16 protein-coding genes are annotated in these 20,455 nt (G+C 73.4%); 9 read left to right on the top strand and 7 right to left on the bottom strand.

Going from position 1 to position 20,455, the window contains the following annotated elements:
• The first annotated feature begins 64 nt into the window (after positions 1 to 64).
• Genes ABH928_RS04015 through ABH928_RS04035 form a run of 5 tightly spaced genes read left to right on the top strand, consistent with a single transcriptional unit; the run spans position 65 to position 7,655 of the window.
• Entirely contained in the window at positions 65 to 2,998 is a 2,934-nt protein-coding gene (locus ABH928_RS04015) for an HAD family hydrolase (protein WP_370062050.1), read from the top strand.
• Positions 2,995 to 4,113 carry a phosphotransferase family protein gene (locus tag ABH928_RS04020; protein WP_370062052.1) on the top strand — a complete coding sequence of 373 codons (1,119 nt, stop codon included), beginning with the start codon at positions 2,995 to 2,997 and terminating at the stop codon, positions 4,111 to 4,113. Before ABH928_RS04015 ends, ABH928_RS04020 begins: the two co-directional genes overlap by 4 nt.
• Positions 4,098 to 5,900, top strand: coding sequence for a glycosyltransferase (locus ABH928_RS04025; protein ID WP_370062054.1), 1,803 nt, complete (start codon positions 4,098 to 4,100; stop codon positions 5,898 to 5,900). The genes ABH928_RS04020 and ABH928_RS04025 overlap by 16 nt, the downstream gene beginning before the upstream one ends.
• Positions 5,901 to 5,913: 13 nt before the next feature.
• Complete coding sequence (locus tag ABH928_RS04030) at positions 5,914 to 6,804, top strand: family 16 glycosylhydrolase (RefSeq protein WP_370062056.1); 891 nt, start codon at positions 5,914 to 5,916, stop codon at positions 6,802 to 6,804.
• Entirely contained in the window at positions 6,792 to 7,655 is an 864-nt protein-coding gene (locus ABH928_RS04035; protein WP_370062058.1) for a family 16 glycosylhydrolase, read from the top strand. The genes ABH928_RS04030 and ABH928_RS04035 overlap by 13 nt, the downstream gene beginning before the upstream one ends.
• Before the next feature lie 28 nt (positions 7,656 to 7,683).
• Here ABH928_RS04035 and ABH928_RS04040 read toward each other — a convergent pair whose 3' ends face one another.
• From ABH928_RS04040 to ABH928_RS04065, 6 genes are all read right to left on the bottom strand, one after another.
• The gene (locus ABH928_RS04040) at positions 7,684 to 8,496 is read right to left on the bottom strand and encodes a polysaccharide deacetylase family protein (RefSeq protein ID WP_370062060.1); all 813 of its coding nucleotides are present in this window, start codon (positions 8,494 to 8,496) and stop codon (positions 7,684 to 7,686) included.
• Positions 8,493 to 9,683, bottom strand: a complete 1,191-nt coding sequence (locus ABH928_RS04045) for a glycosyltransferase family 2 protein (RefSeq protein ID WP_370062062.1) — start codon at positions 9,681 to 9,683, stop codon at positions 8,493 to 8,495. The genes ABH928_RS04040 and ABH928_RS04045 overlap by 4 nt, the downstream gene beginning before the upstream one ends.
• Positions 9,680 to 11,041: a glycosyltransferase family 2 protein gene (locus ABH928_RS04050; protein ID WP_370062064.1), complete on the bottom strand. Its 1,362-nt coding sequence runs from the start codon at positions 11,039 to 11,041 to the stop codon at positions 9,680 to 9,682. Before ABH928_RS04050 ends, ABH928_RS04045 begins: the two co-directional genes overlap by 4 nt.
• Positions 11,038 to 11,760, bottom strand: a complete 723-nt coding sequence (locus tag ABH928_RS04055) for a glycosyltransferase family 2 protein (protein ID WP_370062066.1) — start codon at positions 11,758 to 11,760, stop codon at positions 11,038 to 11,040. The genes ABH928_RS04050 and ABH928_RS04055 overlap by 4 nt, the downstream gene beginning before the upstream one ends.
• Before the next feature lie 588 nt (positions 11,761 to 12,348).
• Positions 12,349 to 14,436 carry a putative bifunctional diguanylate cyclase/phosphodiesterase gene (locus ABH928_RS04060; protein ID WP_370062068.1) on the bottom strand — a complete coding sequence of 696 codons (2,088 nt, stop codon included), beginning with the start codon at positions 14,434 to 14,436 and terminating at the stop codon, positions 12,349 to 12,351.
• A gap of 46 nt (positions 14,437 to 14,482) precedes the next feature.
• Positions 14,483 to 15,289, bottom strand: a complete 807-nt coding sequence (locus ABH928_RS04065) for an SAM-dependent methyltransferase (RefSeq protein ID WP_370062070.1) — start codon at positions 15,287 to 15,289, stop codon at positions 14,483 to 14,485.
• A 77-nt stretch (positions 15,290 to 15,366) separates the two neighbouring features.
• Between ABH928_RS04065 and ABH928_RS04070 the strand changes: the two genes are divergently transcribed.
• From ABH928_RS04070 to ABH928_RS04085, 4 genes are all read left to right on the top strand, one after another.
• Complete coding sequence (locus ABH928_RS04070) at positions 15,367 to 17,238, top strand: glycoside hydrolase family 15 protein (protein ID WP_370062965.1); 1,872 nt, start codon at positions 15,367 to 15,369, stop codon at positions 17,236 to 17,238.
• 170 nt (positions 17,239 to 17,408) lie between these two features.
• A complete protein-coding gene (locus ABH928_RS04075) occupies positions 17,409 to 17,600 on the top strand; it encodes a hypothetical protein (protein WP_370062072.1) in 192 nt (63 codons plus the stop codon).
• Between the two features lie 90 nt (positions 17,601 to 17,690).
• Positions 17,691 to 18,644, top strand: a complete 954-nt coding sequence (locus tag ABH928_RS04080; RefSeq protein ID WP_370062074.1) for a helix-turn-helix domain-containing protein — start codon at positions 17,691 to 17,693, stop codon at positions 18,642 to 18,644.
• 182 nt (positions 18,645 to 18,826) lie between these two features.
• On the top strand, positions 18,827 to 19,279 hold the full coding sequence (locus tag ABH928_RS04085) for a hypothetical protein (protein ID WP_370062076.1): 453 nt from the start codon (positions 18,827 to 18,829) through the stop codon (positions 19,277 to 19,279).
• A 51-nt stretch (positions 19,280 to 19,330) separates the two neighbouring features.
• On the opposite strand, the gene ABH928_RS04090 is transcribed toward ABH928_RS04085, so the two are convergent.
• Positions 19,331 to 20,401: a S66 peptidase family protein gene (locus ABH928_RS04090; RefSeq protein WP_370062078.1), complete on the bottom strand. Its 1,071-nt coding sequence runs from the start codon at positions 20,399 to 20,401 to the stop codon at positions 19,331 to 19,333.
• Positions 20,402 to 20,455 lie beyond the last annotated feature (54 nt).

Below are 20,455 nucleotides of genomic sequence, written 5' to 3' on the forward strand. Positions count from 1 at the left end.
CTGGAACGAAGAGCGCGCGGAGGAGGCGGCCCCCCGTATCGACCGGCATCCCGGGAGCCAGATGATGAGCGCCACCAGGAGCGAGGCCGACGACTCGGCTGCGCTCGGGAACGTGTCCGGTCCGGTTCCGGACCCCTTCGCCACCCTGGACGAGACGCTCGCCGGACTGGGCCGCGCTCTGGCCACAGACGAGTGGCTCGACGCGTTCCTGTGGGCGGCGGGCGCGCTGCAGATCGTCGAGGACCGGATCGACAGCGTCTCGTGGCCGCCCCGTCGCCTGTTGGCCCACCTCGCCAAGCGCGACGGCGACAGCTCCGCGCTGAGCATCGGCTTCGGGTTGCTCGACGCGGCGGAGGTTGCGTATCGCGCGTCGCCGCCGGCCCGTGCCCTGCGCGCCTGGGCGGCCGACGCGGCGGCGCTGACCCTCGCGCTCGCCGGACTGGTCCTGGGGGACGACTCCGCGTGCGCGCCGCAGTCCGCCGTCGCGGGGCGGGTGCTCGCCGGGCCGGGGCGCGGGTCCCGGCGGCTGGTCGGGCGGGACCTGCTGCGACCGCCTGCCTGCTTCCGCAGCTTCGACCAGCACCCCGCCGACGTGGTCGCGCTCGCCCGCCGCTTCTCCGAGGCGTACCCGGCCCGTGAACCGCCGCTGCTGGTGCTGGGAATCCGGACCTCCGGGAGTTATCTCGCGCCGTTGCTCGCCGCCGCGCTGCGCCGCGACGGGCACACGCGCGTCGACTGGGCCACGACGCGTCCCGGTGCGCCGCTGCCCGGACGTGCCGCTCTCGCTGTGGCCGCACGCGTGCTGCTCGTGGACGACCCGCCCGTGACGGGCGGGTCGCTGGCCGACGTGGCAGCGGACCTGGTGCGCGAGGGCGTTCCGGGACCGGCCGTCGTCCCTGTCTTCGCCTGCTTCGACGACCCGCCGGTCGTGCCGGAGCGGCTGGCCGGGTACGGCTGCGTGACGCTGCCCGGATCCGTCTGGCACGTACGGGAGTTGCTCTCGCCGCGAGCGTTGCAGGACGCGGCTGAACGCCTGGTGACAGGTGGTCATGTCCTCGACGTGCGCGTGCCCGAACCGGGCCCTGTCTCGCGGGCGGGGCATCTCAGAGTGCCGTTCGACGTCGCGGTCGCGGGTCCCGGTGGCGGGCGCGACGAGCTGGCGCTGTGCGCCGAATGGACCGGTGTCGGGAGGTTCGGCCGACTCGCCGTGGCCACGGCGGACGCGCTCGACGGCCTGGTTCCGCGCATCCGCGGCTTCGCCGACGGTGTGCTCCTTCGCGACCGCCTGGACGATGCGACCGCGACAACCTCACCGGTCACGCCGGGCGAGGTCGCCGCGTACGTGGCGCGGCGGGAGGACCGGCTGGGGCTGCGGGAGGACCGGAGCCGGCACTTGGGCGGGCGCGACCCGGTCTGGGAGTCCGCCGCGCGGACGCTCGCCCCGGTCCTGGGCCGCGCGGGCGTGCTGCTGCGGCCCACCCTCGTCCAGCCGTTGACACGGCGCCTGCTGGCCGCCGCGCCGCGCCCGTACCTCGTCGACGGCCGCACCGCACCGTGGCACTGGGCGGCAGGCACCAGCGGCGCGCCGCGCAAGCTGGACTGGGCCGAGGGCGGCTTCGCCAGCCTCGACCTGGCCTGCTACGACGCGGCCTACGACCTCGCGGGGTTCGTCGCCCACGTCGACGTCGACGGCGACGGCGACGACGCGGCCGAGCGGGAACTGCTGGACGCGTACCGTGATCTGACGGGACGTCGTATCGAGCCTGCGCGATGGTTCCTGTTCCAGTTGGTCCAGGCCGGCAACGCGGTGCGGCTCGCCCAGGGCCGCGACGACGTGACGGCCCTGCGCGCCCGCGCCCGTCGGGCGAAGGCCAGAGCGGCGCAACGGTTCCTCGCCGGAGCCCTGCTGGCGGACCTCGACGCCACGCCTGCCGACGCCTCCGCCTCCGATGCGTCCGTCACCGAAGCTGACGCTGTCGAAGCACCCGGCCCGTGGGTGGTGCTGGACATCGACGGTGTGCTGGAGACCGACGCCCTCGGCTTCCCCGCCTCGACGCCGCTCGGGATGCTCTCCCTCCGCGCCCTGCGGGCGCACGGCTTCCGGACCGTGCTGGCCACCGGCCGCTCACTGGCAGAGGTCCGCGACCGGTGCGCGGCCTACGGGTTGGCGGGGGGAGTGGGCGAGTACGGCGCCGTCTGCTTCGACGCGGTGAGCGATCGTCACCGCGTCGTCCTCGACGACGCGCGGCGCGCCCAGGGTGACGGGGGACTGGCCGCCCTGCTGGCGTCCAGGCCCGGCCATGAGACCGACCTGCTGTCGCGCTGGTGCGTCCGGGCGTCGGTCCGCCGCCGGGACGGCCGACGCACCGGGCTGCCGGAGGCGGAGACCGAGGAACTGCTGCGGCGCGAGCCCTTCGCGCGCCTCTTCGGGGCCGTGCCCGGCGACGCGCAGACGGACTTCGTCCCGCGCGGGGCGGACAAGGCCGTCGGGGTGCGTGCGCTGTTCGCCCTCATGGGCGAGCCCGCTGCGCCGCCACTGCTCGCGGTGGGTGACGGACCGGTCGACCTGCCGTTGCTGCGCTGGTCCCGGCACGGGGCCGTACCCGCGCACGCGCGGCGGCTGGCGGGCCGGGCACCGGCGGGCGACGGGATCCGGGTGACCCGGGGCGCGTACCAGGCGGGGCTGGCCGAGGCGGTCGCCACGCTGCTCGGCCACCGTCCGGGGCGCTGCCCGGTCTGCCGTCCGCCCGCGCTTCCGGCGGAGACGCGAGCCGTGCTCGACGTCCTCGCCCTGCCGGAGGCGGGCCGCAGCGGGGCCCTGGCGCGGCTCATGCGGCTCGCGCTGGCGGACGCGGGTCTGGTGGCGCGCCACGAGGCCGAGTTGCTGCAGCACGCCCACCGTCCGTTCGGTGACACCCCGCGGCTGGTCACGGCCGTCGGCCTCCACCCGCAGTCCGCCCCGGCGGAACGGCCGACGCCGAGGAGCCGGGCCGCATGAGCGCGCAGAGGGGCTCGGGTGGCTCGCCTGGCTCGGGTCGCGGAAGTGCCAAGGCGGGCTCTGCCGACCACAGGGGCGTGACGCTCCGGGAGCAGGTGCGCGGGTTCCTGCCGGTGCGGCGGCCGACGGTGCTGCGGGTGCCCGTGGAGCGCCGTGAGGCCCGGCGGCTGGCCCGGCGGTTCCGACCGGAGCAGCCACCGGCCGCCCGCCGCCGTGGCAGTGGGCTCGCCGATGTGCTGGTCCTGCAGCTCGATGTGCCGGACGGGGGAAGCGTCGTGCTGAAGCATGCGCACAGCGCGCCCGCGGCCCGGGCGCTCGACCGGGAGTGGGCGGTGCTGGCGTGTCTTCAGCAGGACCAGCGGCTCGGCGAGTGGCGACGGCTGGTCCCCGCACCGCTCGACCGGCACCTGGACGGTCCGCTGCCGATGATCATCGAGACCCGACTGCCCGGCCGTGACGCCGCCACGATCCTGCGCGCCTACCCGGAAGCCGCCGACCCCGTCGCGCGCCTCGCGCTGGACGCGCTCGCCGTGCTCCACCGCGCCACCGCCCGGCCCGAGCCCGCCGCTCGCAGCACCGACGCGTGGGTGGCGGAACCGTTGGCCGCCGTGCGCGGCGACGTGCCCTGGTGCCGCACCGGCCCGGGAGCGGCCGGGCTGACCGCCGTCGGCGCAAGACTGCGGAGCGCCCTGGACGGTCGCACGGTCGCGGTCGGCTGGACCCACGGCGACTACCACCCCGGAAACGTGCTGCTGGACGAGCGGGCCGGCCGGGTCACCGGCATCGTCGACTGGGGTGAGGCGCGCGCGGACGGCCCGGTGGCCGTCGACGCCGCCACCTTCGTGCTCATGCTGCGCTGCCTGCGCACCGGCGCCGACCTGGGCCCCGTCGTGGCGGGCATCCTCCGCCACGGCGCACTCGACCCGGCCGACGCGCGTCTGCTCGCGGGACAGGACGCCGCCGACGCCGCCGACCTGGACTTCGTGCTGCTGGCCTGGCTGTGGCACGTGGCCGCGAACGTCTCCAAGTCGCCGCGCTACGGGCGCAGCCGGATCTGGTACCGCCGCGCCGTCGCGCCGGTGCTCGCGGAGGCGGTGCGATGGCCGGCGCTGTGAGCGTGAGCGCGGTGAGCGTCGGGGTGCGGCGGTACGCGCCCTGCGCGCCGTTGCCCGTGGCAATGGTGCTGTGGCTGCTGTCGCTGCGGAATGTCGACTTGGGCGGGATGGGCGCCCTCGGGCTGCTCCAGGTGCTGCCGGCGTTGTACTGGATCGCGGTCATCGTGCTGACGGTCGGCTTCGTGGTGACGCTCCGTACGCCCCGGCTGGGTCAGGGCTGGCTCGCGGGCTACGTGCTCGCGCTGATCGCGATCATCCACGCCACGCCGACACTGCTCTACCCGACCCTGCGCTACGCCTGGGCGTGGAAGCACGTCGCGATCGTCGACGCGATGCTGCACCACAACGGCCTGGTGCCGAACGCGGGGGACCTGGACATCTACAACCAGTGGCCGGGCTTCTTCCTGCTCAACGTCGCCGTGCTCAAGGTGCTCGGCCTCTCCTCCCCGGTGGCCTACGCGGCGTGGACGCCGCCCTTCGCCAACGCCCTGATGCTGGTGCCGCTGCTGCTGATCTACCGATCCGTCACCACCGACCGGCGGATCGTCTGGACCGGCGTGTGGATCTACTACTCGGTCTCGTGGATCGGTCAGGACTACTTCTCGCCGCAGGCCTTCGCGTTCCTCCTGTACGCCTGGCTGATGGCCCTGGTGCTGCGGCGGCTCCCGGCCCTGGCCAGGGCGCCGGGCGAGCCCGCGCCCGGCCGTCCACCGGACCGGTCCGCGCACGGCGCCCGCTGGCACGGGGGCTGGGGCTGGTCGCTGGTACCGGTGCTGCTGCTGGACGCCGTGATCGTCAGCTCGCACCAGCTCACCCCGCTGATGGTGATCAGCGGCCTGGCCCTGCTGATGATCCCGCGCCGCAACCGGCGGGTGGTGCTGCCGCCGCTCGTCGGTGCGCTGGTGCTGACGGCCGTCTGGGGCGCGACGGTCGCCCGGCCGTACCTGTCGGCGAACCTCGGCACGTTCGTGTCGTCGCTGGCCAGCCCGGACGGCAACGTGGCCTCCGGCTTCCGCAGCCTCGGCTCGGCCGCGCCCGAGCAGGTGCTGGTCGGCTTTGTGGACCGGGGACTGTCGGGCACCGTGCTGCTGCTCGCTGTCGCCTGCCTGGTGCTGCGGCGCTGGACCCGGCATACCCCCTTCTTCTGGCTGTTCTTCTCGCCGCTGCCGCTGCTGGCGGCCAACGCCTACGGCGGCGAGATGCTCTTCCGGGCGTACATGTTCTCGCTCCCTGCTGCGGGCTTCCTGATCGGCGCACTGGTCCATCCGAACCGACGCGGTCGGGAGGCGGCCCCGACGCGCTGGTCGGGACCGCGTAAGGCCCTGCTCCCTGTGCTGATGCTGGCCCTGCTGGCCGGGCTGTTCTTCAGCTACGACAGCAAGGAGGCGATGAACTACTACACCAGCGACGAGGTGGCCGCCGCGAGCTGGATGATCAGGAACGCGCCGCCCGGGGCGGCGATCGTGGCCGTGACCGGGGCCGTGCCCGGCCTCGACGAGCGCTACTACGAGCACTACGAGGTGGTCCTGGTCTCCACCCCGCCCGCGATCCAGCAACTGCTGGTCGCCGACCCGCGGAGCGCGCTGTTCTACAGCGTCGGTTTCGTGAAACCGGGCACGCCCGCGTACCTGATCCTCAGCCGCGCGCAGACGTGGGAACTGCGGCTGACCGGCGAGCTACCCGCCGACACCGTCGCCCGACTGGGGGATGCCGTGTCGGTCACCCCCGGATTCACACTGGTGTACCGCAATGCCGACGCGTCGGTCTACCGGTTCGTCGTCAGCTGAGGAGGTGGCCCGGATGCGAACGTCGAGGTGGCTGCGGGTCGCGGCGGGGATGCTGGTCCTGGGCCTCACGGCGGCCTGTGGCGGTGGGGGCACACCGCACGCCGGACCGGCCGGCACCTCGCGGTCCGCGCCCGGGGGCTCCGCGAGCAGTTCCGCGTCCGCACCGGCGACGGCGAGCCCGACCGCCCCCGGGCCCTGGAACCTCGTCCTCTCCGACGACTTCACGGGCGGCTCCCTCGACACCGCGCGCTGGGCGACCTGCTACGACTGGAACCTCGACGGCTGCACCAACGCCGGGAACCACGAGCTGGAGTGGTACCTGCCGGGTCAGGTCTCCGTCGGGGCCGGTTCACTGCAGCTGAACGCCCAGCGGCAGCCGACCGCGGGCAGCGACGGGCACACCTACCCGTGGACCTCCGGCATGGTCACCACCGGCCGGGACAGCTGGAACGGGCAGCCCCGGCAGACCTTCCAGTACGGCTACTTCGCCGCTGCGCTGCGCATACCCGCGCAGGCCGGGATGTTCCCGGCTTTCTGGCTGCTCCCCGCCGCGCACGACGTCCCTCAGGAGATCGACATCGCCGAGTTCGCGGGCACCACCCAGGCCGTGCAGAACACGCTCCACTGGCAACGCGCCGACGGCACTCCCGACCAGCAGCAGCACTGGTACGGTCCGGTGAACTTCCCCGCCGGGTTCCACGTCTTCGCGGTCGACTGGGAGCCCACCTCGGTCACCTGGTACGTCGACGGCCACGCCGTCTGGAAGATCACCGACCGCGCGGACATCCCCTCGCTGCCCATGGAGCTGATCCTCAACCTGGCGGTCGGCTACCCGTACGCGCCGCCGGCGAGCGTGGACAAGGCCCAGCTGCAGGTGGAGTGGGTGCGCGTATGGCAGCACTGAGGGGCCGACGTGGTCGATCCCGGCGGCATCAGCTCGTCGGAATCGTCACCGCCGGACTACTGGTCGCCCTCGCCGCCTGCGGCGGAGCCGGTGCCGGTCCGGCGGAATCCCTGCCGAGCCTGCCGTCCGGCGTTCCCGGGCCGTGGCACCTGGTCTTCGGCGACGGCTTCACCGGCTCCTCGCTCGACACCGGCAAGTGGGCCACCTGCTACGACTGGAACGTCAACGGCTGTACCAACGCGAGCAACAACGAGCAGGAGTGGTACCTGCCGGGCCAGGTCACCGTCGGGGGCGGCGCCTTGCAGCTGACCGCGCGGCGGCAGGCGACCACCGGCGGTGACGGGCACACCTATCCGTGGACCTCCGGCATGGTCACCACCGGCCGGGACTCCTGGAACGCCACCCCACGCCACACCTTCACGTACGGCTATGTCGCCGCCGCGATCCGGATTCCCGCCGAAGCGGGAATGTTCCCGGCTTTCTGGCTGCTCCCGGCCGCGCACGACGTCCCCCAGGAGATCGACATCGCCGAGTTCATCGGCAGCACGCAGAACGTCCAGATGACCCTGCACTGGCAGCCGCCGAACGGCTCGCGCGAGTTCCAGCGGCAGGGCTGGGGGCCGGTTGACTTCCCTTCGGCGGTGCACGTCTTTGCGGTGGACTGGGAGCCGAACTCGGTCACCTGGTACGTCGACGGCGTCGAGCGCTTCCGCATCTCCGACCCGTCGAAGGTGCCGCAGCTGCCGATGGAGGTGATCCTCAACCTGGCCGTCGGCTACCCCTCCGCACCGCCCAGCGGCGTCAACCACGCGGTGATGACGGTCGACTGGGTGGGCGTCTGGCAGCACTGAGCGGACCGAGTCAGGGACAGGGGGAAGCTCAGTCGTCCGGACGGTCCGGGGGCTGGTCGGTGAAACGTGCGCGGGCGCGGCGGTAGAGCCTCCAGCCGCGGGTGGACCAGGCATCGCGGGCGGGCGCGTTGGGCGCGCCCTCACCGCGCAGCCAGGCGCGGAAGACGGAACGCGGGGTGTCCGAGCGGACGGTGAGCCGGGCCAGCCGCAGCGTGTCGTCGGTGGTGGAGCTGAACGCGTTGACGACCGCGCACGCGGAGTCCCACCCGGCCCGCTGCACCTTGCGGCGTACCGCCGCGCTGTTGTAGCCGTGCGGGTAGGCGTAGCTGGCGACGGAGTGCCCGAGCGCGTCCTCGAGTTCGTGCTTGCAGAGCACCACCTCGTCGGAGAGGTCCTGGTTGGTGAGTGTGTCCAGGTGCGGATGGGTGCGCGAGTGGCCGCCGATCTCGACGCCGTAGGCGTCCAGCCCCGCGACCTGACGCCAGTTCAGCATGTCGGCCGGGGGCAGCACGCTGCCGTTGGGACGGCCGCCGGGCGGGTGGATCGCGCCGGTGGTGACGAAGAGGGTGGCGGGGAGTTCGCGCTCGCCCAGCAGCGGGGCGACGGTCCAGTAGAAGTCGGCGAAGCCGTCGTCGAAGGTCAGCACCGCCGCGCGCGGCGGCAGCGGGGGTCCACCGCGGATCGCCGCCACCAGGCGGCGCAGCGGGACGACGGTCATCTCCGCGCGGACCAGGTCGTCGAGCTGCTCGGCGAAGACGCGCGGCCGGACGGTGAAGGGGGCGATCCAGTCGGGCGGGTCCTCCGAGACGGAGTGGTAGAGCAGGACCGGGACTGCGCTCATCGCTCCACCCCCGCACCCCGCGTCGACTCCGCTTCGCTGCCCTGTTCCCCGGCGCGGTCGGTCAGGTGCGGCCGACCGCCGGTACATCCCCATGCGTAGCCGCAGACCGTCGCGGTGACGCCGAGGCAGAGGGCTGCCGCGCGCTGCGTCCGGCCGCCGGTCAGGGCGGTCAGCAGGGCGTGCGGGACGGTTCGACGCAGGTAGGCGCGTTCGCTGGCGAGCGCGGGGCCGTGTCCCGCATGGCGGGCGACGGTGGCCTTGGACAGGCCCTCCGCGTAGCAACGCGAGCGGAAGTAGCGCCAGGTGGCACGCTGCGGCGGGACGTGGTGCCGCACCGCCGCCGCGGGTTCGGCCCACAGGACCGAGCCCGGCAGGGCGGCGGCGAGCCGCAGGCACAGTTCGGTCTCCTCGCACCCCAGTGGACGGGACCCGACCCGGCCCAGATCCGTGCGGAAGCCGCCTGCGGCCAGCAGCGCGGAGCGGCGGAACGACATGTTGGCCCCGATGAAGTTCCGTACCCGGGCCGGGTGTTCGGGCAGTCCCCGGTAGGAGCAGCCGACCACCCAGTCGAACTCCTTCGGGAACCAGCCGGGGCGTCCGGCCTCCCAGCGGGCGTGGACCGCGCCGCCGACGCCCATGACCGAGGGCGGCGCGTATCCGGCCAACAGCGCCTGCGCCCAGCCGGGTTCGGCTGCGGCGTCGTCGTCGAGGAAGGCGACGACGTCCCCGTGCACGTGGTCCACCCCGGTGTTGCGCCCGCCGGACAGTCCGCGCGGCCCGGCGTTGGCGACCACCTGCACGTGGTCCGGAGGGCCGGGACCGGTGAACTCGGCGCGGGCGCGCTGCTCCAGCGCCGGATTGTGGTCCACCACCAGCACCGTCTCCCGCACGCCGGGCTGGCGGGCCGCGGAGACGGAGGCGACGGCTTCGCGCACGTCGTCCCAACGGTCCATGGTCCAGCAGCAGATGACGACGGAGAGAGTCGTCTCGCTCCCCGCCTTCGGGTCGGGGACGCGCAGCGGCATCGGGACGGGCGGCGGCTGGGGCATCGGCACCGGCTCCGGGACCGGGATCGGGTCGGGCACCGGGATCGGCGGCGGCATGGGCGGCGGCTGTGGGATCGGCTCGGGGACCGGCGCCGGGACAGGCTCGGTCAGGCGCGGCCGGGGGGCCCGGGTGGCGGTCATGGTGGGCACCTGCCGTAAGGCAGCCCGGACGGCGTCCGTGACGCGATGTGCGGGATACCGTCGCGCCGGGCGCGCAGCGAGCTGCGCAGGTAACCGAACGGGCCGTAGGCGAGGCCGCGCAGCTCGAGCCGGGCCAGGTGACTGCGGGTCTGGCGTCCCGCGCCCGGAACCGTGGGCGCGGGACGGCTGCGGGCCCGGCGCACGGCCTGGCCGAGACCGAGCGGGACGCGGCGCAGCAGGGCGGGCAGCATGGCGGGCTCGTGGGCGACCGCCGCCGTCAGGTACGCGCCGAAGCCGACGCCGTAGCCGTAGGCCTGCGCGGGCAGGGCGTCCATGGTGCGGTGGTGGTGGTGCCAGACGATCGCGTCGGGCTGGTAGACCAGCGTCGCTCCGGCGGTCAGGGTGCGGAAGAAGGCCAGCAGGTCGTCCCCGCCACGGGCGGGCGTGCCGGTGCCGGTCGCCGGGTCGAAGCCGCCGAGGCGGTGCAGCAGGTCGGCGCGGAAGGCCATGTTCGCGCCGGAGCCGAACCGCCCGCTCGCGAACGGGAAGAGCGGCTCGTCCGGCGTCGCGGCGACCGACCAGCGCTGCTCGGTGAAGCCCTTGGTGTAGCCGCCGTGCTTCTCCAGCGCCAGTTGCGCCGGCGTCTCCAGCTCGGCGGCGAGGATCAGGCCGGTGACGCAGCCGACGGCCGGGTCCGCGGCGAAGGTCGCCACGAGGGTGCGCGGCCAGCCGAGGTCGACGACGGTGTCGTCGTCGGTGAAGGCGACCAGCGTGCCGCGCGCGGCGGCCAGGCCACGGTTGTGGGCCCGCGCCAGGCCGGGGATCGGCTCGCGCAGGTAGCGGACGGACGGCGGATACTCCGTCAGCACCAGCGTGCGGGCGGCGTCGTCGGCGGGCGCGTTGTCGACCACGACCACGTCCAGCTGCGGATGGCCGGTCCGCAGCAGTGAGTCGAGGCAGCGGCGCAGCGACTCGGGCCTGTTGTGGGTGGCCACGACGACGCTCAGCACCGGCGCGGGGGTCGGCTCGGTGCGGGCGGCGGGCAGGCCCGGCGTGGGCAGCTCCGACGTGGGCGGAAGAGCTCCTAGTTCCTTGTGGGCGGCGGCGACCAGCGCACGGCGCAGTCCGGCGGAGTCGCCGGGTCGGCCGGTGGCGTGGACCAGTCCGAGCGGGTGTCCGTGCAGCCGCACCAACGCCAACACGCGGCCGTTCGGGACGACCGGGCTTGCACCGCCGGGCGAGCGAAGCTCGTTCGGACGGTCCAGGTCCAGCTCCACGACGTGCACGGGGGTGTAGAGCGATTCGCGGGCGGCGGAGCAGGGACAGGCCGCGGCGGAGCGCCGGTCGCGCCCGCTCATCGAGAACCGCCCACCAAGGTCGTGGCCGTACCCGTGGCGGGAGCGTCGGTCGGTGTCTCCCGGCGTCCGGTCCTCGGCCGTTCGGCGACCAGGGTGCGCAGCACCCGACGTCCGTCGGCGATCGCGTGCAGGTGCGAGCGGCCGTGGCGGCGCGGGAGTTCGAGGCTGGGGACCTCGGCCACGCGCAGGCCGGAGCGGAGTGCGTGGGCGATCATCTCGGTCTCGATCTCGAAGCCCGGCGCATGCAGGTCGAGCGAGTCCAGGAAGCTGCGTCGGAAGGCGCAGAAGCCGTAGCACAGGTCCGTCAACGAGGCGTGGTAGAGCGCCTTGACGGCAACCAGCAGCGCCCGGTTGCCGAGCGCACGGACGGGCGTGAGGTCCTGTGAGCCGCCGCCCGCGACGAACCGGGAGCCCTTGACGAAGTCGTAGCCGTGGTCCAGGAAGTGCAGGTAGTGCGGGATCTCACCGGGCCACATGCTGCCGTCGGCGTCCATCATCACGACGTAGTCGCAGCGGGCGGCGGCGAAGCCGGTACGCAGCGCGTCGCCCTTGCCGTGGCCGGGCTGCGCCAGCAGCCGGACCGACGGGCGGCACAGCTCGGCCATCCGCGCCGTGGCGTCGCTGGACCAGCCGTCGACGACCAGTACCTCGTCGACGCAGCTCGGCACCTGCTCCAGCACCCAGGCGATGTTGCGGGCCTCGTTCTGCGCGGGGATCACCAGACTGACGGTGTGTCGGACCCTGGCGGCGTCGGAGGCGCGCCGGAGCCGGGGCTCGGCCGCGGCCTGCGGCTGATGCCGCGTCGGAGATGGTGGCGCGGGCCCACCGGAGGGAAGCGGTGCGTACGGCGACGGACCGGGTGCCGACGGAGGGGAGAAGGCGGTGAGAGGGAGGGAGGAGAGCGCGGGTGGAGGGAAGGGGGAATTCATTTGGAGAGACCTCTCTGGAGAACACGCGGGAACGCCGCAGCAAGTCGTGAACGACAGCGGGCCGTCAACGACCGATGCGCGAGCAGGCGCACGAATCAAACAAGGATCGTCCGGGCGGTGTGCCCAGCCCTGACTCCGAAGCCCGCCCCGAGCCTCGCCCCCGGACCGCCGGTCGATCACGGACGCCCCGGGCGGTTGCTGAACGCCCCATGGCGTCGACCACCACAGTGGCAGTTTCCCCTGCGGGTCTGCCAGTGCCTCATCCTCTGTGCGGGCGGACGCTGGAGTCAAGGGATTTGGGCGGGAGTAGTACGTTTCTCGCTCATTTGCGGGACTTGCCGGATTCATCCGCCCGGATTCGTCTGCGTCGGCCTGCGGCTACGTCGGGTCCGCGAGCGGGCTCGGCGCGCCACTCTTCTCGTCGGTGGCGCCAGCCAGGATCAGCGCCTCCAGCCGTTCCGGCGCGGTGGGTCGGCCGAAGTGCCAGCCCTGGCCCCAGTCGCAGCCCAGTACGCGCAGGCGTTCGGCGGTCTCCGGTGTCTCGACGCCCTCCGCGGTCAGCGTCAGACCGAGGCTGCTCGAGAGCGAGACCAGCCCGCTGATGATCCGCCAGCTCACGTCCTCGTCTCCCGCCGTGGCGGGGTCGGGCACGAAGGAGCTGGAGAGTTTGAGCCCGGAGATCGGCAGGTCGCGCAGGTAGGCCAGGTTGGACCAGCCGGTGCCGAAGTCGTCCACGGCCAGGGTGACGCCCCGGTCCACCAGGCCGTGCAGCACCCGCTGCGACTCGTCCAGCGGGCCCAGGGCCGTGCCCTCGGTGATCTCCAGTTGCAGCAGGCACGGGTCGAGTCCGGTGTCGGCCAGGATCCGGCCGACATCGGCGACCAGGCGTTTGTTGCGTGCCTGACGGGCCGTGATGTTGACGTTGAGCTGCGGTGCGAGCGGACCGAACCGGCGCTGCCAGTCGGCCGCCTGCGCGCACGACTGCTCCAGCACCCAGCGGCCCAGCGACAGGATCAGCCCGGTCTCCTCGGCGGCGGCCACGAACTCGTCCGGGCCGAGCACCCCGAGTCGCGGATGCCGCCAGCGCACCAGCGCCTCGACCGCCGCGAGCGAGCCGTCGGCGAGCGCGCAGAGGGGTTGGTACTCGACGAAGAACTCGCCCCGGTCCAGGGCGACCGGCATCCGTACCGAGACCGAGTAGCGGCTGACGGCCGCCGCGTTGGTCCGGGCGTCGTAGAGCGTCCACCGGCCGCCACCCGCCTCCTTGGCGCGGTAGAGGGTCAGGTCGGCGGCGCGGACCGCCGCGCCGGGCGTGATGGTGCCGACCGGCCGCTCCAGCACGCCGATGCTCGCGCCGACGGCCAGCCGGTGGTCCTCGATGTCGATCGGCTCGGACAACGCCGCCAGCACCGCACGCGCCGCCGCGACGGCCTCGTGCTCGCCCTGGCACCGCTCCAGCAGCACCACGAACTCGTCGCCGCCCAGCCGGGCGACCATGTGCCCGAGCGGCGTCAGCGCGGCCGCCAGCCGGCTTGCGACGGCGACCAGCAGCTGGTCGCCGGTGTCGTGGCCGAGGCTGTCGTTGACGATCTTGAACCGGTCCAGGTCGATGTAGCAGAGCCCGAACCGGGCGTCCGCGCCCGCCTCGGCGAAGAGCGCCTCCAGGCGTTCGAAGAACGCGGCCCGGTTGGGCAGGCCGGTCAGCGGGTCGTGGGTGGCCTGGTGGCGCAGCCGCTCCTGGAGGCGGTAGCGGTCGGTGATGTCCTCCAGCATCGCCACCTGGTACTTCGGGTCGCCGTCCTCGTCGCGGATCAGCGAGACGGTCAGGTGGGTCCAGACCACCTCGCCGTCCTGTCTGTAGTAGGGCTTGTCGCACTGGAAGCTCTCCCGCCGGCCCGCGATCAGGTCCTCGTAGGCGGTCCAGACCTCGGGGCTGTCCTCCGGGTGCACCAGGTCGGTGACCTGACGGCCCTGGAGGGTGTCCAGCCCGGCGCCGAACATCTCCAGGAGCGCGCGGTTGGCGGCCAGGATCTCCCCGCGCACGCTGCCGACGCCGATACCGACTGCGGCGTTCTCGAACAGCGCCCGGAACCGCGCCTCGGACGCGTGCAGCGCCTGCTCCGCCTCGCGCCGCGCCGAGTCGGCGGCGGTGTGGATCGACTCCTGCTGGCGCAGGGTCTTCTCGCGCAGCGCGGCGGCCCAGGCGGCGGCGAACATCCCGGCGCTGCCGGGCACCCGGGAGGGCGCGGTGCGCAACAGCTCCACCGCGCCGACCAGCAGCTCCGGGTCGGTGAAGTGCGCGTTGAGCAGCGCGGACGCGGCCTGGTCCGCATGGCCGTCGCGGATGAGGGCGGTGGTGCGCGCGGCGAGCGCGTCGATCTTCAGCGGGTGCAGCGGGCTGCCGTGCGCGCGCAGCAGCCGTGCCCAGCGCGCCGTGAACTCCGTCTCGGACGACGCGGCCGTCACGGAGCGGCTCCCGGTCCGGCCTGCGGCGGACCTGCCGGTGGCACCCTCATGGCAGACGCCCCACCCCGACCAGGCCCGCCATCCGCTCCGGGTGCGGGCCGACCGTGCCGGGGCTGTCCGGGCGCCACTCGGGCAGGTAGACGATCCCCGGATCGACCAGCTCGAAGCCGTCGAAGAAGGCCGTGATCTCCTCGTGGCTGCGCATCGTGATCGGGGTGCTGGTGCGCTGGTAGATGTCCTGGTGCGAGCCGACCTGGTCGGGACGGCCCTCGCGGCAGGCATGGCAGATCACGATGGCGCTGCCGGGCGGCAACGCGTCCCGCAGCCGGGCGACCAGCTTGTGCGGTCCGGCCTCGTCCCGCACGAAGTGCAGCACGGCGACCAGCAGCAGCGCGACGGGTGCCGAGTCGTCGAGCAGGTCGGCGACCTCCGGGGTGGCCAGCAGCTCGTCCGGACGGGTCAGGTCCGCCTGCACCACGTGGCTGAGCGGGTCGTCGACGAGCAGCGGCAGGCTGTGCGCGACCGCCACCGGGTCGCGGTCCACATAGACGACCCGGGCCTCGGGCTGCACCTCGCGGGCCACCTCGTGGACCGGGCCGACGGTCGGGATGCCCGAGCCGATGTCGAGGAAACGGGTGAAGCCCTCACCGGCCAGGTACTGCACCGAGCGGCGGAGGAAGGCGCGGTTGGCGCGCATGATCTGCGGCAGCTCGGGCCACAGTTCCACGGCCTTGCGCGCCATCTCGCGGTCCGCGGCGAAGTTGTGGCTGCCTCCGAGGTAGTAGTCGTAGACCCGGGCCGCGTTGGGTTTCTCCAGGTCGATCCAACTCGGTGACCAACTCTCACGTCGCACGGGAAGCTCCCTCCGCCCGGGAAGGACAGGCATCGGCGGGGTCCCATACTATGACAAAAGCCACATAGTCACCGGGGATTGCAGAGCGGCATGGCTGGATGATGGCGGGACGCATCGAGGAGTACGCGCTGATCGGCGACCTGGGAACGGCCGCGCTGGTCGGCGCGGACGGTTCGGTCGACTGGCTGTGCCTGCCCCGGTTCGACTCGCCCTCCTGCTTCGCCGCGCTGCTCGGCGAGGAGCGGCACGGTCACTGGCGACTCGCCCCCGCGGCGCCCGACGCCGCCCTGGTCGACCGCCGCTACCTTGACGACACCCTCGTCCTGGCCACCCACTGGCGGACCTCGCGCGGGGAGGCGCGGGTGCTGGACTTCATGCCGCGCCGTACCCGCGAGCCACGCCTGGTCCGGATCGTCGAAGGGCTCTCCGGCAGCGTCGAGATGCGCGGCGAGCTGCGGGCCCGGTTCCACTACGGCCGGGTCATGCCGTGGGTGCGGCGCACCGGTCACCACCGGGTCGCCGTGGCCGGACCCGACTCGCTCTGGCTCAGCGTCCCGACCGGCGTGCACACCTACGGCGCGGGCGCGGGGGCCGACGGCTGCACCCGCTCCGAGTTCGTGGTCGCGGCCGGGCAGCGGACCGTCTTCGTGCTGACCTGGCAGCCCTCGCACGTCGCCACCCCCACCCGCTTCGACGCGGGCAAGAGCCTGCGGCAGACCGTCGCGGGCTGGGAGCGCTGGTCGGCCGCCTGCCGCTACCAGGGCCCCTGGCGGGCGGAGGTGATGCGCTCGCTGCTGACGCTCAAGGCGCTGAGCTACGAGCCCACCGGAGGCATCGTCGCCGCGCCCACCACCTCGCTGCCCGAGTGGATCGGCGGCGAGCGCAACTGGGACTACCGGTTCTGCTGGCTGCGCGACTCCAGCCTGACCCTGGCCGCGCTGCTGCGCGGCGGCTACCGCGAGGAGGCCGCGTCCTGGCGACGCTGGCTGCTGCGCGCCATCGCGGGCGACCCGGCCAGGCTCCAGGCGCTCTACGGCGTCGCGGGCGAACGGGCGTTGCCGGAGTCGGTCGCCGACTGGCTGCCCGGCTACCGGGGGTCGCGGCCAGTCCGGGTCGGCAATGCCGCCGTCGGGCAGATGCAACTGGACGTCTACGGCGAGGTCGCCGACACGCTGCACCGCGCGCTGGCCGCCGGGATCCCGATGGAGCGCCAGGTCTGGAGCCTGTTCCGGTCGTTGATGACCGCGGTCGCCGAACGCTGGCGGGAACCGGACGAGGGCCTGTGGGAGGTCCGGTCCGAGCGACGGCAGTTCACCCACTCCAAGGTGATGTGCTGGGTCGCCGCCGACCGTGCCGTCCGGATGGCCGAGCAGACCGGCCTGCCCGCCCCCGTCGACCAGTGGCGCGAACTGCGCGACACGATCCACGCCGACGTCTGCGCCCACGGCTACGACGCCAGGCGCGGGGTCTTCACACAGTGCTACGGCAGTCGCCAACTGGACGCTTCTGCACTGTTGTTGGCGCAGACCGGGTTCCTGCCGCCGACCGACCCCCGGGTGGTGCGCACCGTCGACGCGATCCGGCAGGACCTGGCCGTCGACGGCTTCGTCCGCCGCTACGACGTCCGGGAGCCGGACGTCCCCGGCTCCTCCCCGGATCTGACGGGGGGTGAGGCCGGTGACGGGCTGCACGGCACCGAGGGCGCCTTCCTGGCCTGCAACTTCTGGCTCGCCGAGGCGCTGGCGCTGGGCGGGCGGCCGGAGGAGGGCGCCGAGGTCTTCGCCCGCACCGCCGCCGTGGGCGGCGAACTCGGCCTGCTCAGCGAGCAGTGGGACCCGGCGACCGGCTCCCAGCTCGGCAACGCGCCGCAGGCGTTCACCCATGTCGCCCTGGTCAACGCGGCGTTCGCGCTGGCGGACGTCGCCGCTGCCGGGCGAGCTCCGGGGTGAGCTCCAGGATGAGCTCCGGTCCGTCGCAGACGGCCTTTCGGCGCATTTCCTTGGCCACGCGCCCTCGGTTCATGGTGCGCGCCCTACTCTGTGTCACTCTGCTTGCGCACTCTGTGATGGGAGTGCTAGCAATTGTCACTGAACGCACCTGCCTAGGGATCCCCCTGACCATGCGGCTCACCTTCCTCGGGACCACCTCGAACAACGGCAACTGCCCCACCCTGTACGCGACCGACCGGGGCACCCTGGTGGTCCAGGGCTACGTCGTGACCGACCCGAACGCACGCGACCAGCTGCGGGACCTGCTGCCGGGTGAGGACGCCGTCGAGATCCCGACGGAACTGCTGAGGTTCCTCGGCTGATCTTCCGCACGCGGCCCCAGGGGGTGGCCAGGGCGACGCGGTCCGGGGCAGTGTGGTCCGGTGCGCCGACGGCGGGGGAGGGGCCTGGCCATGACGGACTTTCAGCGCGAGCGCGAGGCGCTCGGCGCCTGGCTGCACCGGCTCCGCCGGGACGCCGGGCTCAACGGCAAGGAGCTGGCCACCCGGCTGGGCTGGGCCGCGTCCAAGGTGTCCCGGATCGAGCACGGTCGGCAGACCCCGACCACCCCGGACGTCGAGGCCTGGTCACGGGCCTGCGGTCGCCCTGACGAGGCGGCCGGGCTCGCCGCCCGGCTGCTCGCGCTGGACAGCCACTACGTCTCCTGGCGCCGCTCGCTGCGCGCGGGCCACGCGCCCCGGCAGCGGGTCGCCGTCGAGCTGGACCGGGAGACGCAACTGCTGCGCGTCTTCGAGTCCGCCATGGTCCCCGGTCTGCTGCAGACCGCCGAGTACGCGCGGTCCGTCTTCTCCAGCCTGATCGCGCTCCAGGGCACCCCGAACGACGTGCCGCAGGCGGTCGAGGCCCGGATGGAGCGTCAACGCGCCCTCTACCAGCCCGATCACGAGTTCCACTTCGTGCTGACCACCGCCGCGCTGCGGGCCCGGCTCTGCCCGCCCGAGGCGCACCGGGGGCAGCTCGACCGGCTGCTCGCCGTCTCCTCACTGCCCGGCGTCCGGCTCGGCGTGATCCCTGACGGGATCGCGCTTCCGCTGGCGCCGCTGCACTCGTTCTGGGCCTTCGACGAGCGGCTGGTCCAGGTCGAGACCTGGACCGCCGAGATCAACGTCACCGACGCCGCCGAGATCGAGCTCTACCTGCGCGTCTTCGAGCACTACGCGGACGCGGCCCGGTATGGCGCGGGCGCCCGGCAGGTCCTCGGCACGGTCCTGGCGGAACTCGGCGGCGGCCCGGCGGACGGGGACCCTGCGGACGGGGACGCGGACGGTCTGGACGGCGAGGGTCTGGACGGCGAGCCCGATCTGATCGACGGGCGAGCGATCCCGCGCACGCCGTGGCTCGACTGAGGCGTTGCGAACGTTGCAGACGTTGCGGACGGGCATCTGACGCATGTTCGCGCAGATGTCCCATAACCCTGCCCTCGAACCGGTGACCGTTACCGGTGAGTTTGCAGCACACGCGGCACTTGATTCGCAATAACGCGCAATCGGGCTCCCCGGGCAGCCTGCGTTTCCCTACCCTTCCCCCTATGGCGGACAGCTCCCCGGCACTCGGCTGGTTGCTCCGTGCCGCGCCCGTCCCCGGCTTCACCCTGGCCGAGTGGAACGGCCGTCCGGACGGCAGCGCCGAACTCGCCGTAGGCGTCGTCTGGGACGCGGTCCGCGCCCAGACAGAACTCGGTATCGAAGCCCTCGACCGGCTCCGCCTCGCCGGATACGCGGGGCCGGCGCTCTGCGCGGTCCCCGAGGGCCTGGTCTCCGTGCTCGTCCCCGTCGGCACGGCGAGCTCCTGGGCGGAGCCGATCGCGGGCGTCTGCGTGGTCGGGCGGGGCGAGTCGCTGCGGGTACCGGTGCCGCGCTGCTCGCACGGCCCGTACCACTGGCTGATCCCGCCCGACGGGAGCGGTGCCCTCACCGACCCCTGCCGACTGCACCGGGCGCTGCTCCACGCGTCCGACGTCTACGCGGCGGTGCGCGGATGAGCCCCGCGGGTGCTCGGGTTCAAGAGCCCAACGGCCCAAGGGCCCAGCAGCTCAATACCGCACCGTGATCCGCCGGGCCGGGCCGTCCACACGGATCTCGCCGCCGTAGGGGAGCAGCACCTGCGGATCGGTGTGGCCGAAGTCGACGTCGAAGACGGCCGTCGTCTGCGGCGCGTACGTCTCCAACGCCCGTAGCACCGCCGCCCGTTGGTCCGCCCGGTAGCGGGCACGCCGCTCGGCGGGGACGGGCGCGAAGAAGTTCTGCGCCTTGGCCCGCGCCATCAGCAGCGCCGGGAACTGACGCAGCAGGCCGCGCTCGCCCATGTTGCGCAGGATGCGGAAAACGGTCGTGGCATCCGGTTGCTCCTCCGAGGTCTCCAGGAGCAGCACGCCGCCCGCGTATCGCTCGGGGGGAAGGATCTCGCGGTCGGCCATCAGCAGCCAGGAGAGGATCTCCAGATTCCCGCCCCAACTCCGGCCGGTGACGACCCGGTCCGCGTTGTGCCAGTGCCACGGCGAGGCCGGCTCCGACTGCGGCTCGGCCGCGAAGGTGGACTCCTCCGCCCAGCTGCCGGTGATGTCGCCGAAGCGGCCCGGCTCGGGGAGCGCGTACTCGCCCGGCTGGCCCGACTCGCCCGGCTTGCCCGAACCGAACAGCGCGGCGCGCCACGACTCCGCCGTCAGCGGGTGCATGGCCCCCGGGCGGCCCAGCTCGCACATCACCGAGCCGCCGTGGTAGCTGACGATGCCGAGGTTGTGGAGCAGCACCAGCAGGTTGGTGTTGTCGCTGTACCCGAGGAACGGCTTCGGGTTGGCCCGCAGCAACTCGCGGTCGAGCAGCGGAAGCACCGTCAACTGGTCGTCGCCACCGATGCTGGAGATCACCGCCTTGACGGTGGGGTCCCCGAAGGCCGCATGGAGGTCGTCGGCGCGCTGCTGCGGCGTCGAGCCCATCCGCCGGGTGCTCGGGTACTCCACCGGCTCGAGCTTGAACTCGTCCCGGAGCCGCTGCAGCCCGAGCTCGTACGGGCGCGGGAAGAGCCCCGGCAGCCCGGAGGAGGCGGAGACCACCGCGACGCGGTCGCCGGGCACAGGCTTCGGCGGATAACGAAGATCGTCCATGCCCGCGGAGCGTAGCCCGGCGAGGCCGGGCCACGCTCCCGGTTTTCCTACGGC

The sequence above is a fragment of the Streptacidiphilus sp. MAP5-3 genome (assembly GCF_041262505.1).
Lineage (GTDB): Bacteria > Actinomycetota > Actinomycetes > Streptomycetales > Streptomycetaceae > Streptacidiphilus.